The 12,877-nt window shown below is 70.5% G+C and carries 13 protein-coding genes and 1 pseudogene; 9 read left to right on the forward strand and 5 right to left on the reverse strand.

Annotated elements, in window-relative coordinates; translation table 11 throughout:
- Nucleotides 1-56 precede the first annotated feature (56 nt).
- From ACQPZO_RS24840 to ACQPZO_RS24855, 4 genes and pseudogenes are all read right to left on the reverse strand, one after another.
- Nucleotides 57-1,046, reverse strand: coding sequence for a sigma-70 family RNA polymerase sigma factor (locus ACQPZO_RS24840; protein WP_433344358.1), 990 nt, complete (start codon nt 1,044-1,046; stop codon nt 57-59).
- Between the two features lie 460 nt (nt 1,047-1,506).
- Nucleotides 1,507-2,460 carry an N-acetylmuramic acid 6-phosphate etherase gene (locus tag ACQPZO_RS24845; protein ID WP_433344360.1) on the reverse strand — a complete coding sequence of 318 codons (954 nt, stop codon included), beginning with the start codon at nt 2,458-2,460 and terminating at the stop codon, nt 1,507-1,509.
- Nucleotides 2,457-3,371, reverse strand: a complete 915-nt coding sequence (locus ACQPZO_RS24850; protein ID WP_433344362.1) for a MurR/RpiR family transcriptional regulator — start codon at nt 3,369-3,371, stop codon at nt 2,457-2,459. The genes ACQPZO_RS24845 and ACQPZO_RS24850 overlap by 4 nt, the downstream gene beginning before the upstream one ends.
- A 445-nt stretch (nt 3,372-3,816) precedes the next feature.
- Nucleotides 3,817-4,500 (reverse strand): annotated as a pseudogene (locus ACQPZO_RS24855) (dTMP kinase); the annotation flags it as partial.
- Nucleotides 4,501-4,654: 154 nt separating this feature from the next.
- Here ACQPZO_RS24855 and ACQPZO_RS24860 point away from each other — a divergent pair.
- The 5 genes from ACQPZO_RS24860 (at nt 4,655) to ACQPZO_RS24880 (ending at nt 7,114) form a co-directional block, all read left to right on the forward strand.
- Nucleotides 4,655-5,239, forward strand: coding sequence for a nucleotidyltransferase family protein (locus ACQPZO_RS24860; protein WP_433344364.1), 585 nt, complete (start codon nt 4,655-4,657; stop codon nt 5,237-5,239).
- Nucleotides 5,236-5,532, forward strand: a complete 297-nt coding sequence (locus tag ACQPZO_RS24865; protein ID WP_433344366.1) for a hypothetical protein — start codon at nt 5,236-5,238, stop codon at nt 5,530-5,532. Before ACQPZO_RS24860 ends, ACQPZO_RS24865 begins: the two co-directional genes overlap by 4 nt.
- Nucleotides 5,533-5,545: 13 nt before the next feature.
- Nucleotides 5,546-6,319, forward strand: a complete 774-nt coding sequence (locus tag ACQPZO_RS24870) for a metallophosphoesterase family protein (protein ID WP_433344367.1) — start codon at nt 5,546-5,548, stop codon at nt 6,317-6,319.
- Nucleotides 6,310-6,456: a GPGG-motif small membrane protein gene (locus ACQPZO_RS24875; RefSeq protein WP_433344369.1), complete on the forward strand. Its 147-nt coding sequence runs from the start codon at nt 6,310-6,312 to the stop codon at nt 6,454-6,456. The genes ACQPZO_RS24870 and ACQPZO_RS24875 overlap by 10 nt, the downstream gene beginning before the upstream one ends.
- 166 nt (nt 6,457-6,622) lie before the next feature.
- A complete protein-coding gene (locus tag ACQPZO_RS24880; protein WP_433344371.1) occupies nt 6,623-7,114 on the forward strand; it encodes a TspO/MBR family protein in 492 nt (163 codons plus the stop codon).
- A 55-nt stretch (nt 7,115-7,169) separates the two neighbouring features.
- On the opposite strand, the gene ACQPZO_RS24885 is transcribed toward ACQPZO_RS24880, so the two are convergent.
- Nucleotides 7,170-7,943, reverse strand: a complete 774-nt coding sequence (locus ACQPZO_RS24885) for a peptidoglycan DD-metalloendopeptidase family protein (RefSeq protein WP_433344372.1) — start codon at nt 7,941-7,943, stop codon at nt 7,170-7,172.
- A gap of 280 nt (nt 7,944-8,223) precedes the next feature.
- Here ACQPZO_RS24885 and ACQPZO_RS24890 point away from each other — a divergent pair, with 280 nt between their 5' ends.
- The 4 genes from ACQPZO_RS24890 to ACQPZO_RS24905 all read left to right on the forward strand — a co-directional run bounded on the left by ACQPZO_RS24890 (nt 8,224) and on the right by ACQPZO_RS24905 (nt 12,797).
- Nucleotides 8,224-9,570 (forward strand): ABC transporter substrate-binding protein, encoded by a 1,347-nt coding sequence (locus ACQPZO_RS24890; protein ID WP_433344374.1) that lies wholly within the window; start codon nt 8,224-8,226, stop codon nt 9,568-9,570.
- A gap of 70 nt (nt 9,571-9,640) precedes the next feature.
- On the forward strand, nt 9,641-10,690 hold the full coding sequence (locus ACQPZO_RS24895; RefSeq protein WP_387015882.1) for a carbohydrate ABC transporter permease: 1,050 nt from the start codon (nt 9,641-9,643) through the stop codon (nt 10,688-10,690).
- A 1-nt stretch (nt 10,691) separates the two neighbouring features.
- Nucleotides 10,692-11,657, forward strand: coding sequence for a carbohydrate ABC transporter permease (locus ACQPZO_RS24900; RefSeq protein ID WP_433344377.1), 966 nt, complete (start codon nt 10,692-10,694; stop codon nt 11,655-11,657).
- A gap of 66 nt (nt 11,658-11,723) precedes the next feature.
- Nucleotides 11,724-12,797, forward strand: a complete 1,074-nt coding sequence (locus tag ACQPZO_RS24905) for a LacI family DNA-binding transcriptional regulator (protein ID WP_433344379.1) — start codon at nt 11,724-11,726, stop codon at nt 12,795-12,797.
- The last annotated feature ends 80 nt before the right edge of the window (nt 12,798-12,877 follow it).

Genomic DNA, 12,877 nt, shown 5'->3' on the forward strand with positions numbered 1-12,877 from the left:
CGAACGGCCGGCGTCCCACTGTCGGACGCCGGCCGTTCGCCGTTCTTGCTAACAGGTCAGGCGGCCTGCAGCCCCTCCGCCCGGGCGAGTTCGCGCAGCCGGCCCAGGGCCTGGATCTCCAACTGCCGGATCCGCTCCCGGGAGAGGGAGAACCGCGAGGCGACCTCGGTAAGCGAGTGCTCCCGCCCGTCCTCCAGGCCGTAGCGGGCCCGCATGATGCCGGCCGACCGGTCGTCGAGGTGGTTGAGCAGACCCTCGATGCGCTGCCGCTCCAGCCCGGTCAGGACGATGTCCTCCGGCGACGGGGCGTCGCTGTCGGCGACCAGGTCGCCGAGTTTGGTGTCGCCGTCGTCGCCGATCGGGGTGTCCAACGACACCGTGTCCTGCGACCAGCGGACCAGCTCGTTGACCCGCGCGACGGTGACGCCGAGGGACGCCGCGATCTGCTCCGGCTCCGGGTCGCCGCCCAACTCGCGGGTGAGCTGCCGGACCACGTTCCGCATCCGGTTGACGTCCTCGACCAGGTGCACCGGCAGCCGCACGGTGCGCTCCTGCTGGGCGATGGCCCGGCTGATCGCCTGGCGGATCCACCAGGTCGCGTAGGTGGAGAACTTGTAGCCCCGCTCGTAGTCGAACTTCTCGACCGCCCGGACCAGTCCGGTGTTGCCCTCCTGGATCAGGTCGAGCATGGGCATGCCCGAGCGCACGTAGCGGCGGGCGATGGAGACGACCAGCCGCAGGTTGGCGCGGATGAAGAGGTCCTTCGCCCGTTCCCCCTCGGCGACCACGCGCTCCAGGTCGTCCCGGTCGACACCGGCGGGAACGCGGTCCTCGTTGAGCAGGTGCTCGGCGTAGAGGCCGGCCTCGATCGCCTTGGAGAGATCGACCTCTGCGGCGGCGTCCAGCAGTGGCGTCCGGGAGATCTCGTGAAGGTAGACTCCGACGAGGTCGCGCTCCTCGGCCACCTCGTCGGTTCGCTTGCCGATGTTCTTGTCCACGTTGTCCACGGTCCCCTCGCTCGCGCCGGTTGCCCGGTTCCTTGCCATCCCCACGTCCATCAGCCCTCCCCCGTAACTTCCGCTGTGCCCACCGCTGCTGACCTGACACCTGCACAACAGTTGAGACGGGTCCGGGATTCCGTGTCGTGAGTCGAAAGTGTCACGAATGCCTGAGTGGTAGCTGAGAGCCGGATCCATGTTTGCTGTCAGCACCCCGTCGGGCGGCTCGCCGCTGACGCCACGGCCGGCCCGGCGGATCGGCGCACGCTGCCACCCCTGGGCATGGCACCATTGCCGACCCCGGGCGCACAGCGATCCGCATCACCGCCGCGCTGCGATCCCGGTCACCACCTGACACGCGCCGACGGACCGCTCGGTCATTCACGGATACGGAATACCCTCGCCCCGGTTGAACAATCCGGGGCGTGCGCGGAGTCCCACTCCGGGCAGGGTCGTGACCAACGTCACCGGCGCGGCGCGACGCAGCACCCAGGGACGGAACCGCAGCTCAGGTGGCGAGCAGGGCGAGGGCGCCGCGGACCTGGTGGGCGGAGCGGGCCAGGGCGGCCCGGGCGGCGGACACCTCGGCCCCGGAGACCAGCGACACCAGGGCGGTCTTCAGGTCGCCGTCGGCCTCGTGCAGGGCCCGCCGGCAGACCTCCTCGGCGCAGCCGGTGGCCTCCATCAGGATCGAGATCATCCGGCCCCGCAGCTTGGCGTTGGTGGCCACCATGTCGATCATCAGATTCGAGTAGACCCGACCCAGCCGCACCATCACGGCGGTGGAGAAGGTGTTGAGCACCAACTTCTGCGCGGTGCCCGCCTTCATCCGGGTCGACCCGGTCACCACCTCGGGGCCGGTGTCCACGCCGATGAAGACGTCGACCGCCGAGGCGGCCTTCGCCTCCGGGTTGGCGCAGAGCAGCACGGTCGAGGCCCCCTGCGCCCTGGACGCGGCGAGCGCCCCGAGAACGTACGGGGTGCGCCCGCTGGCGGCCAGGCCGACGACCAGGTCGCCGGCGCCGACGCAGTCCGCCGCCGCGGCCGCTCCGCCGCCGTGGTCGTCCTCGGCGTCCTCGACGGCCCGCCACATCGCGTCGGAGCCGCCGGCGATGTGGGAGCAGAACCAGTGCCGGGGCGAATTGAAGGTGGGAGCCAACTCGGCGGCGTCGAGCACCCCGAGCCGGCCGGAGGTGCCGGCGCCGAAGTAGTGCACCCGGTGCCCACCGCGCAGCGCGGCGACCCCGAGGTCGACGGTGGCGGCGATCTCGTCGAGGACCGCCGCGACGGCGGCCGGCACCCGGCGGTCCGCCTCATTGATCACGGTGAGCACGTCCCGGGTGGACATCAGGTCGAGGTCGAGGCTGAGCGGGTTGCGTCGCTCGGTCGGCGCCCCCACCCGGACCACCGGGCGGGCCGGGGCCTTGGCCACCTCGTCGGGCTGGATCCGGCGGGCGGTCATCCCCGCCTCCGGTTGGAGCCGACCCGGTGGGTCTGCACCGCCTCGGCGGTGACCTCCAGCGCCTTGCGGGCCCGCGTCCGGTTGCGGGCGGCCACGCCGACGAAGAGGCAGTCGACCACGGTGAGCTGGGCCAGCCGGCTGGCCATCGCGCCGGAGCGGTAGGTGGTCTCCCGGGCCGCCGTGGTGAGCACGAAGTCGGCGACGTCCGTGATCGGCGAGCGGGGAAAGTTGGTCAGCGCGGCCGTGGCCGCACCCCGGGACCGGGCCTGCTCCAGCACCTCGATCACGTCGGCGGTGGTGCCGGTGTGCGAGATGCCCAACGCGATGTCGCCCTTGCCGAGCAGGGCCGCCGAGGTGAGCGCTGTGTGCACGTCGGGGAAGTAGAACGCTGTTCGGCCGATGCGGTGCAGCTTCTGCTGGAAATCGGAGGCGACGAAGCCGCTGGCGCCCGCGCCGTACACCTCGATCCGGCTGGCGCCCACGATCGCCTCGACGACCTGCTCGCAGACGGCCGGGTCGAGCTGCTCGGCCGTCTCCTCGACGGCCCGCGCGTCGTTGAACGCGATGGTGGCGATGATCTGGGCCAGGTCGGCACCGGGCGGGATGTCGCCGCCGACCACCCGGGCATCCGGGGGCTCGATCCGGCGGGCCGCCTCGGCGGCGAGTCGGATGCGCAGCTGCGGGTAGCCGTTCATGCCGACCGAGCGGCAGAACCGGATCACGGTCGCCTCGGAGGTCTCGGCGGTGGTGGCGAGGTCGGTGATGGTGCGCCGGGCTGCGTCCGCCGGGTCGGCGACCACCAGCCGCGCCACCCGCTGCTCGGCGGGCGACAGCGAGGGCAGCAAACCGCTGATGTGGACGATCAGTCCACCCGGCTCGTGACTCGCAGAAATCTTCGTACTCTTCACCACGGATGAAACTTACTTTCATGAAGCGTAAGCGTCAACCATCTCCCCGCGTATCGGGAAAAAGTACTCCGGACGTTCATCAGTGTTGCGCCGAACACTGCCATTTCCGCAGCTTCCGGCGCTTCCCCCGGCAGGGTCCTGCCCCATGCCGGTCGGCGGCCGACGTCCCGCCGTTCCGACGGCCCGGCCTGCCGGGCCCGGGACAGCCGGCAACCCGGGCGGGGCGGCGCGAGCGGTCGAGGCCCCGGCCCGGCGCGAGCGGTCCGGCCTACGGGCGGCCCTGAGCCGCCAGTCGCCGGCCCGCGCCCCGGTCTGCCGCGTCGACCCGACCCGGGCCGGACGGTGCCGGCTCCCCGACCGGCACGGGTTGCCCGACCTGCGAAGGCTCCCCGACCTGCACGGACTCCCCGGCCGGGGGAGGCTCCTCGACCTGCGTGGACTGCCCGGTTGGCGCGGACTCCCCGGCCGGCGCGGACTGCCCGGCCGGCGCGGGCGGTTCGGTCGGCAGCCAGGCGGCCAGGTGGGCCCGGATCTGCCGGGAGACCTCCTCCTGCGGACGACCGGCATCGACCACCACGAAGGTCGGGAACTCGGGCAGCGTCCGGTAGGCGGTGTCGGCGGCGGTCAGCCAGCCGATGGTCTCGTGGTCGGTGCCGCGCCGCTCGATCCGCCGGTACGCCTCGGCCGGCTCGACGGTGAGCAGGAAGGTGACCTGCGGCGGCGGGAACATCCGGTAGCCGGCGCGGGCCAGCCGCTCCCAGCGCTGCCCGCCATGTGCCCGGATGCTGGCGTACTGGCAGGCGGAGTAGCGGTCCATCACGGCCGTACGGCCGGTGACCAGGCAGCTCAGCAGGGCCGCCGCGATGGCGAGCCAGCGCAGCAGGGACTCGACGGCGAGCAGGCCGCGCCGGCCGACCAGCCGCTCGGCGTCCGGGCGGCCGAGCCGTTGGGCGAGGCGCCCGAGCCAGCGGCGCCCGCCGGCGTTGCGGTGGTATGTCGCCGGACGCCCGGCGGCGGTCAGCGCCTCGGCGAGGTGGTGGGCCTGAGTGGTCTTGCCCGAGCCGTCGATGCCGATCAGGGCCACGGCGCGCAGTCGGGCCTTGCCGCGCCGCTCCCGCAGTGATCTGGCCACTCTCCCCAGCCTATCGGACCCGTGCCCACTACGGCGATTTGTCCGCCCGCATCCCATTGCCGCCCCGTCGGGCCAGGCTCAGGTGTGGGCGACCTCTGTGCCGGGTACGCAATTCGAATCCGCCTGTCCACCTCACGACCGACGGGAGAGCCAGATGGCCGAGCGCGGGGACGAGACCCTGGTGCACACGCTGAAGAAGGTCGCCGCCGTGCTCAAACAGTCCGAGATCCCGTTCGCCCTCGGCGGCAGCTTCGCGGTGTACGCCCACGGCGGGCACTCCAGCGACCACGACGTCGACTTCCTGATCCGGGGGCAGGACGTCGACCGGGCGATGGAGGCCCTGGTCGAGGCGGGCTTCACCGCCGAGCGCCCGCCCGAGGACTGGCTGGTGAAGGTCTACGACGACGGCCGGATGGTGGACCTGATCCACCGGCCGATCGAGACCCCGGTGACCGAGGAGACCTTCGCCGACACGATCGTCCGGCCGGTGGACGCGATCCACATGCCGGTGCTCTCGGCGAGTCAGCTCATGGTGCACAAGCTGCTCAGCTTCTCCCAGCACTACTGCGACTTCGCCCGGGCGCTGCCGCTGGCCCGGTCGCTGCGGGAGCAGATCGACTGGGAACGGGTACGGAAGGAGACGCAGCACTCGCCGTACGCCGAGGCGTTCCTGGTGCTGCTCGACCGGCTGGACGTGGTGCCGCACTCCGGCGCCACCGAGGAGAAGGAGATCGTGTGAGCGCGTACCGCGACCATGCCGCCGGGACGCCCGCCGTCGCCACCGGCCCGCCCGACGAGTACGTGGAGGCCGAGATCCAGCGGCTGCTCGCCGAGGACCCGGCCGTCGCCGAGCAGGGAATCACCGTGGTCCGCCGGGAGCGGGGCCTGGTGCTCTACGGCGAGGTGGAGAGCCCGCACCGGCGGGAGGAGATCCTGCGCCGGGTGGCCGAGCGTTTTCCCGACGTGCCGGTCACCAGCGACATCGGGGTGATCCGCGCGCAGGCACCCACGGAAGTCGAGCAGTTGCCGTGAGGGAGGTCGAAAGGTGATCCGGATCGCCGCCGTGGGCGATGTGCACGTGGACCAGGACGTGGTGGGCCGGTTCCGGCCCGCCCTCGACGAGCTGGCCGACTGCGCCGACGTGCTGCTGCTCGCCGGCGACCTGACCCGGCACGGCACCGAGGCCGAGGCCCGCTGCGTGGCCGAGGAGTTCGGCGGGCTGGGGGTGCCGGTGGTGACCGTGCTCGGCAACCACGATCACCAGTGTGACCAGGTGCCACAGGTGGTCAAGGTGCTTGAGGACGTGGGCATCCGGGTGCTGGAGGGCGAGGGGATCGTGCTGGAGTTCGCCGGCGGGCGACTCGGCGTGGCCGGGGTGAAGGGCTTCGGCGGTGGCTTCGCCGGCCGGTGCGCCAGTGACTTCGGCGAGCCGGAGATGAAGTCGTTCGTCCGGACCACGAACGAGAGCGCGGAGGCGCTGGGCACGGCGCTGCGAGGGCTGGACTGCGACCTGCTGGTCGCGCTCACCCACTACTCCCCCGTGCCGGACACCCTGGCGGGCGAGCCGCTGGAGATCTACCCGTTCCTCGGCTCGTACCAGCTCGGGCAGGCCATCGACTCGGCGCCGACCGCGCTGGCCCTGCACGGGCACGCGCACGCCGGCAGCGAGCGGGGCACCACCCCGGGCGGGGTCCGGGTCCGCAACGTCGCCCACCCGGTGATCAAGCAGGCGTACAGCATTTTCCACCTGGGAGATCATCTGGATGCCGGGGAGGTTTCCCGGATCGGTCACTCGGGTATTCAGCAGCCATGGAGCTGATTCTCTGGATTCTCGCAGTCATTCTCGTGGTCGCCGGCATCCTGGCGCTGTTCCGCCGGCAGATCCTGTGGGGCGTCGTCCTCATCGTGGTCGGGCTGTTGGTCGGCCCGGGTGGCGTCAGCATCTTCAGTAATTGACGCCTGGTTTCGCGTATCCACCACCGACCCGCCGGGGTCGTCGTGACCGGAGCTCCGTCCTCCCAGACAGGAGCAACGGTCAGGGCGGCCCCGGCGTTCTGCCGTCCGTAGGCCGGGTGGGCGCGGGCGGAGTTTGGGTGCCCGGATCGCCGGGCACCACTTCGAGATGACAGTTTCGGACGGCGTCCGGCGGTCGACCGGGGCGCGGAAGTGGTGGGCGCTGCTCGGCTTCGGCGCGGCGGTGACGGTGGCCGCCGCCGTGGGCGGGCTCGGCGTGCGGGGCACCTCCGAGGAGTACGCGAGCCTGAACCAGCCGGACTGGGCACCCCCGTCCTGGCTGTTCGGCCCGGTCTGGACCCTCCTGTACGCGCTGATCGCCATCGCGGGGTGGCTGGTCTGGCGGCGGGTCGGCTTCGGCCCGGCGCTGTGGGCCTGGACCGCCCAGCTGGTGCTGAACGCGATCTGGACCCCGCTGTTCTTCGGCACCGGCCGGTACGGCCTCGCCTTCGCCGAGATCGTGCTGATGTGGCTGGCCATCGGGGTGACCGTGGCGCTCTTCGCGAAGCTCTCCCGCCCGGCAGCGGCGCTGCTGCTGCCGTACTGGGCCTGGGTCACCTTCGCCGCCGCCCTGAACTGGTCCGTCTGGCAGCTGAACTGAGAGCAGGACCCCCTGTCGACGCGGGGCGTCGACAGGGGGAACCCCTATCCGCGCCTCAGCAGCGCGGGACGTTGGGGATGTAGCCGTCGTAGCCCGTGTAGACGTAGGCGTCGGCGATGTACCGGCCGCTGCCGATCCGGTCCCAGATCGAGCTGGTGCCGTACGTGCCGGTGACCGTGGTGCCGCTGGTCTGGCACTGGATCGTCACCTTTGTTCCGTCGGCGACGGTTCCGACCGAGCCGTATCCGGTGCCCGGGCCGGAGCGGACCGTCAGCGGGGTGCCCGCGGTGTCCACCGTGCCGGAGCCGGCACCCGAGGAGCAGTTGTTGTTGCTGGTGTAGGTCTTCGTGCCCCAGTACAGCGCCACCGTGCCGTTGAACCGGACCTGGACGTCGTTGCCGTTGAGCCGCTGCTCGTAGTGCAGGTGCGGCCCGGTGGAGCCCCCGGTGCTGCCCACCCAGCCGATCACCTTGCCGTAGCCGACGCTCTGCCCGACCGACACGTTGAAGCCGTTGAGGTGGGCGTAGTAGGTGGCGTACCCGCCGCCGTGGTCGATCCGGACGTACTTGCCGTAGCTGGTGCCGCCGAGGTCGGTCACCCGGTCGACGGTGCCGGGGGCGCTGGCCACCACCGGGTCGCCCAGGTCGTCCGTGCGGTTGAAGTCGACCGCGTAGGCCGGGCTGTGGCCGGTCCGGGTCTGGCCGGACCAGGACTGGCCGCAGGGGAACGGCACCTTGAAGCTCGGGGCGGCCATGGCCGGGGCCGCCGGCACCAGGGTCGCCGCCACCAGCAGGCCGACCGCCGTGAGGCTGAACCACCGCTTACGCATCCAGCACCTCCGATGTAGACAATCTTCGATTGAAGCTCTCATCGTGACAGAAACTTCCACCCCCCGGAAGGCCCTCGAACGGCCCTTCAGGTGGCCCCCGGGCGGCCACGACCCCTATGCGTGGGAGCGCGCCCACTAGGGGTGAGCGGGTTTCGGGATTGTTACTCGTCCGTGTCCGGCTGGGGCTGGACTCGCCCCAATGCAAGCGCTTGCATGTGTTGACGCCCATCGGACCGGCGCTGCGTCGAGCACGACCGCGCCGGCAAGGAAGGAGAACGGCATGGCGGTATCTGCCAGACCACGCCAGGCTCTCGCGGTCGCCGGCGCACTGGGGCTGGCGCTCAGCGTCACTGCCTGCGGCACCGGCGACGACAAGAAGAGCGAGAACGCGGGCTCCGCGGAGTGCGCGGCATATGAGAAGTACAAGGGTCAGGACGGCAAGAAGGTCACGATCTACTCGTCGATCCGGGACATCGAGGCCGACCGCCTCGACCAGTCCTGGAAGCAGTTCGAGGACTGCACCGGCATCGAGATCGACCACGAGGGCAGCGGCGAGTTCGAGGCCCAGCTCGGTATCCGGGTCGACGGCGGCAACGCGCCCGACCTGGCCTTCATCCCGCAGCCCGGCCTGATCAAGCGGTTCGTCGACTCCGGCAAGCTCAAGCCGGCCGGCGCCGAGACCAAGGCGATGGCCGAGCAGAACTACTCGGCCGACTGGCTGAAGTACAGCACCGTGAACAGCCAGTTCTACGGCGCTCCGCTCGGCTCGAACGTCAAGTCCTTCGTGTGGTACTCGCCGAAGACGTTCAAGGAGAAGGGCTGGACCGTCCCCACCACGTGGGACGAGCTGACGGCCCTCAGCGACAAGATCGCGACGAGCGGCACCAAGCCGTGGTGCGCTGGCATCGAGTCCGGTGACGCCACCGGCTGGCCGGCCACCGACTGGATCGAAGACATGATGCTGCGGACGCAGACCCCCGAGGTCTACGACCAGTGGACCACCCACGGCATCCCGTTCAACGACCCGAAGGTCGCCGAGGCCCTCGACAAGGCCGGCACCATCCTCAAGAACGAGAAGTACGTCAACGGCGGCTTCGGCGGCGTGAAGAGCATCGCCACCACCTCCTTCCAGGAGGCGGGCACGCCGATCACCGCCGGCAAGTGCGCCCTGCACCGGCAGGCGTCCTTCTACGCCAACCAGTGGCCGAAGGGCACCAAGGTGGCCGAGGACGGCGACGTCTTCGCGTTCTACTTCCCGGCGATCGACCCCGCCAAGGGCAAGCCGGTCCTCGGCGGCGGCGAGTTCGTCGCGGCCTTCGCCGACCGTCCCGAGGTCCAGGCGGTGCAGACCTACCTGGCCTCCGGCGAGTACGCCAACAGCCGCGCCAAGATCGGTGACTGGGTGTCGGCGAACAACAAGCTCGACCTGGCCAACGTGCCGAACCCGGTCGACAAGCTCTCCGTCCAGATCCTCCAGGACCAGAAGACCGTGTTCCGCTTCGACGGCTCGGACCTGATGCCGGCCGCCGTCGGCGCCGGGACCTTCTGGAAGGGCATGGTCGACTGGATCAACGGCAAGGACACTGCCACGGTGCTCAAGGGCATCGAAAGCAGCTGGCCGAAGTGATCCCGGCGGTGGGCCGGCCCGTTGAAGAGGGCCGGCCCACCGGCCGCGTCGAAACCCCGAAGGAGGGTTGATGGAGTTCGACTTCGCCGAAGAGCAGCCGAAGCTCCTCATGCTGATGTACGGGCTGATCGCGTTCGTCGCGGTCGTCGGGAGTCTGCTGCTGCTTCTCGACGCCGTGCCGTCCTGGTTCGCCCGACGCCGCGAGGCGCAACTGGTAGCCGCCTCGGCGAGCGGGGCGCCGCTACCCCGGCGCCCGAAGCAGCGCGAGGGCATGTTCGCGTTCTTCTTCCTGCTGCCCGCGGTGCTGCTGCTCCTCATCGGCCTGGTCGTCCCGGCCATCCGCACCACGCTGCTCTCCTTCATGGACGGCAGCAGCGACAACTGGGTCGGTCTGCGCAACTACACCTGGATGTTCTCCGAGGACTCGATCGTCCGGGTGCTGATCAACACGCTCGTCTGGGTGCTGCTGGTGCCGTTGGTGGCCACCGCGTTCGGGCTGCTCTACGCCGTCATGGTGGACAAGGCCCGGTTCGAGTCGGTGGCCAAGTCACTGATCTTCATGCCGATGGCGATCTCGTTCGTCGGCGCCGCGATCATCTGGAAGTTCGTCTACGCTTTCCGCGGCGACGGGCAGGAGCAGATCGGTCTGCTCAACCAGATCGTGGTGAGCCTCGGCGGCGAGCCGAAGCAGTGGCTGCTGGACTCTCCGCTGAACACCCTGCTGCTGATCGTGATCATGGTCTGGATCCAGGCCGGCTTCGCCATGGTGGTGCTCTCCGCCGCGATCAAGGCCATCCCGGGCGACATCGTCGAGGCCGCCCGGCTGGACGGGGTCAGCCCGTGGCAGATGTTCTGGCAGATCACCATGCCGAGCATCCGGCCGGCGCTGATCGTCGTGGTGGTGACGCTGTCGATCGCCACGCTCAAGGTCTTCGACATCGTCCGGACCGCGACCAACGGCAACTACGACACCAGCGTCATCGCGAACGAGATGTACAACCAGGCGTTCCGGTACGGCCAGAACGGGCAGGGCTCGGCGCTGGCGGTGTTCCTCTTCGTCCTGGTGATCCCGCTCGTGATCTACCAGATCCGCAACCTGCGTCAACAGCGGGAGGGCTGAGATGACCACCACAACGCCCACGCTTCCCGCCGGGACCCAGGCCACCGGAAAGACCGCCACGACCGCCGGACGGGTCCGCAAGCGGCTGAACAGCCGCACCGCGACGCTGGTCTCGATCGTCATCGCGTTGCTCTGGACGATCCCGACCTTCGGCCTGCTCGTCTCCTCCGTCCGGCCCGAGGACCAGATCAAGTCCAACGGCTGGTGGACGTTCTTCACCGACCCGCAGTTCACCCTGGACAACTACCAGGACGTGCTGTTCGGCAGCTCGTCCTCGTCGGGGCAGCTCGCCAGCTACTTCATCAACTCGCTGGCGATCACCATCCCGTCGGTGTTGTTCCCGCTCGCGTTCGCGTCCCTGGCCGCGTACGCACTGGCGTGGATCAACTTCAAGGGCCGGGACTGGATGTACATCGCGATCTTCGCGTTGCAGATCGTCCCGCTGCAGATGGCCCTCGTGCCGCTGCTGAAGTTCTTCTCCACCGGTGTCAGCCTGGGCGGGGTCACCATCATGCCCGCCTGGGACCTGGTCGACGAGCAGAAGTTCGCACAGGTGTGGTTCGCGCACACCTGCTTCGCACTTCCGTTCGCCGTCTTCCTGCTGCACAACTTCATCTCGCAGCTGCCCAAGGACCTGATGGAGGCGGCCCGGGTCGACGGGGCCACCCACCCGAAGATCTTCCGCACCATCGTCCTGCCGCTGATCACCCCGGCCATCGCGGCCTTCGGGATCTTCCAGTTCCTCTGGGTCTGGAACGACCTGCTGGTCGCGCTGATCTTCGCCGGAGGCGGCAACGAGACCGCGCCGCTCACCGTCCGGCTGGCCGAGATGGCCGGCACCCGGGGCAACGAGTGGCAACGGCTGACCGCCGGCGCGTTCGTCTCGATGGTCGTACCGCTGGTCGTGTTCCTGTCGCTCCAGCGGTACTTCGTGCGCGGCCTGCTCGCCGGCAGCGTCAAGGGCTGAACCGGACGACCGCCGCCGCCCGGTTCTTCTGGGCGGCGGCGGTCGGGTCACCGGGGCGGGATAACCATGACGAAGATCGATGATGTCGCCCGCCTGGCCGGGGTTTCCACGGCCACCGTCTCCCGCGCGCTTCGCGGCCTCCCGACCGTCTCCGCGGCCACCCGTCGCCGGGTGCTCGCCGCCGCCGAGCAGCTCCAGTACGCGGTCTCGCCGAGCGCGTCGCGGCTGGCCAGCGGCCGGACCGCCACCGTGGCGGTGGTGGTCCCCCGGATCACCCGCTGGTTCTTCGGCACCGTGGTCGAGGCCGTCGAGGAGACCCTGAACGAGTCCGGCTACGACCTCCTGCTCTACAACCTCGGCGGCCGGGAACGTACCCGGCAGCGGGTGCTGCGCGCCGCGAACCTGAACAAGCGGGTGGACGCGGTCATGCTGGTCGCCACCCCGCTGCGCCCGGCCGAACTGGCCGAGCTGACCACGTTGGACCTGCCCGGGGTGACCATCAGCTCCGGCAGCGGCGTGCCCGGCTGGCCCTGCGTACGCATCGACGACGTGGCGGCGGCGCGGACCGCCACCCGCCACCTGCTCGACCTGGGTCACCGCCGGATCGCCCACATTTCCGGCGACCCCGACGACGAGCTGGCCTTCACCGCCCACCTGGACCGCCGCCGGGGCTACCAGGACGCGCTGCGCGCCGCCGGCGTGCCCCTGGACCCGAGCCTCGACATCGAGTCGAAGTTGACCGTCGACGGCGGCAACCTGGCCGCCACCGAACTGCTCGCCCGGGGCGAACCGCCGACGGCGATCTTCGCCGCCTGCGACGAGATGGCGATGGGCGCGATACGCGCGCTGCGCGACGCGGGCCTACGGGTGCCGCAGGACGTCAGCGTCATCGGCATCGACGACCACGAGCTGTCCGGGGTGCTCGGGCTGAGCACGATCGCCCAGCCGGCGGCGGAACAGGGCCGGCTCGCAGCGCGCATCCTGCTCGACCCGCTCGGCGGCCGGGCCATCTCCGAACCGGTCCGGCGGATCGTCCCCGCCCCCGGCGACACGACACCGGCCGGCCCGGCGTCCGGACCGGTGATCCTGCCCACTCGGCTCGTCGTGCGGGACTCGACCGCGCCGCCCCGGCCAGACTGAACGGATTCACCCGCCCGCCGAGCGGGAACATGACGGGCGGGAACATGACCGGCGACGGCGTCGACACACGGGAGAAGGCC

The organism is Micromonospora sp. CA-111912 (genome assembly GCF_050948415.1).
Classification (GTDB): domain Bacteria; phylum Actinomycetota; class Actinomycetes; order Mycobacteriales; family Micromonosporaceae; genus Micromonospora.

Coding starts and splice junctions, on each gene's coding strand:
- ACQPZO_RS24895 (WP_387015882.1), top strand. CDS start 9,641: ATGGAGTTCGACTTCGCCGAAGAGCAGCCGAAGCTCCTCATGCTGATG.
- ACQPZO_RS24880 (WP_433344371.1), top strand. CDS start 6,623: ATGACAGTTTCGGACGGCGTCCGGCGGTCGACCGGGGCGCGGAAGTGG.
- ACQPZO_RS24885 (WP_433344372.1), bottom strand. CDS start 7,943: ATGCGTAAGCGGTGGTTCAGCCTCACGGCGGTCGGCCTGCTGGTGGCG.
- ACQPZO_RS24875 (WP_433344369.1), top strand. CDS start 6,310: ATGGAGCTGATTCTCTGGATTCTCGCAGTCATTCTCGTGGTCGCCGGC.
- ACQPZO_RS24905 (WP_433344379.1), top strand. CDS start 11,724: ATGACGAAGATCGATGATGTCGCCCGCCTGGCCGGGGTTTCCACGGCC.
- ACQPZO_RS24860 (WP_433344364.1), top strand. CDS start 4,655: ATGGCCGAGCGCGGGGACGAGACCCTGGTGCACACGCTGAAGAAGGTC.
- ACQPZO_RS24900 (WP_433344377.1), top strand. CDS start 10,692: ATGACCACCACAACGCCCACGCTTCCCGCCGGGACCCAGGCCACCGGA.
- ACQPZO_RS24845 (WP_433344360.1), bottom strand. CDS start 2,460: ATGACCGCCCGCCGGATCCAGCCCGACGAGGTGGCCAAGGCCCCGGCC.
- ACQPZO_RS24890 (WP_433344374.1), top strand. CDS start 8,224: ATGGCGGTATCTGCCAGACCACGCCAGGCTCTCGCGGTCGCCGGCGCA.
- ACQPZO_RS24840 (WP_433344358.1), bottom strand. CDS start 1,046: ATGGCAAGGAACCGGGCAACCGGCGCGAGCGAGGGGACCGTGGACAAC.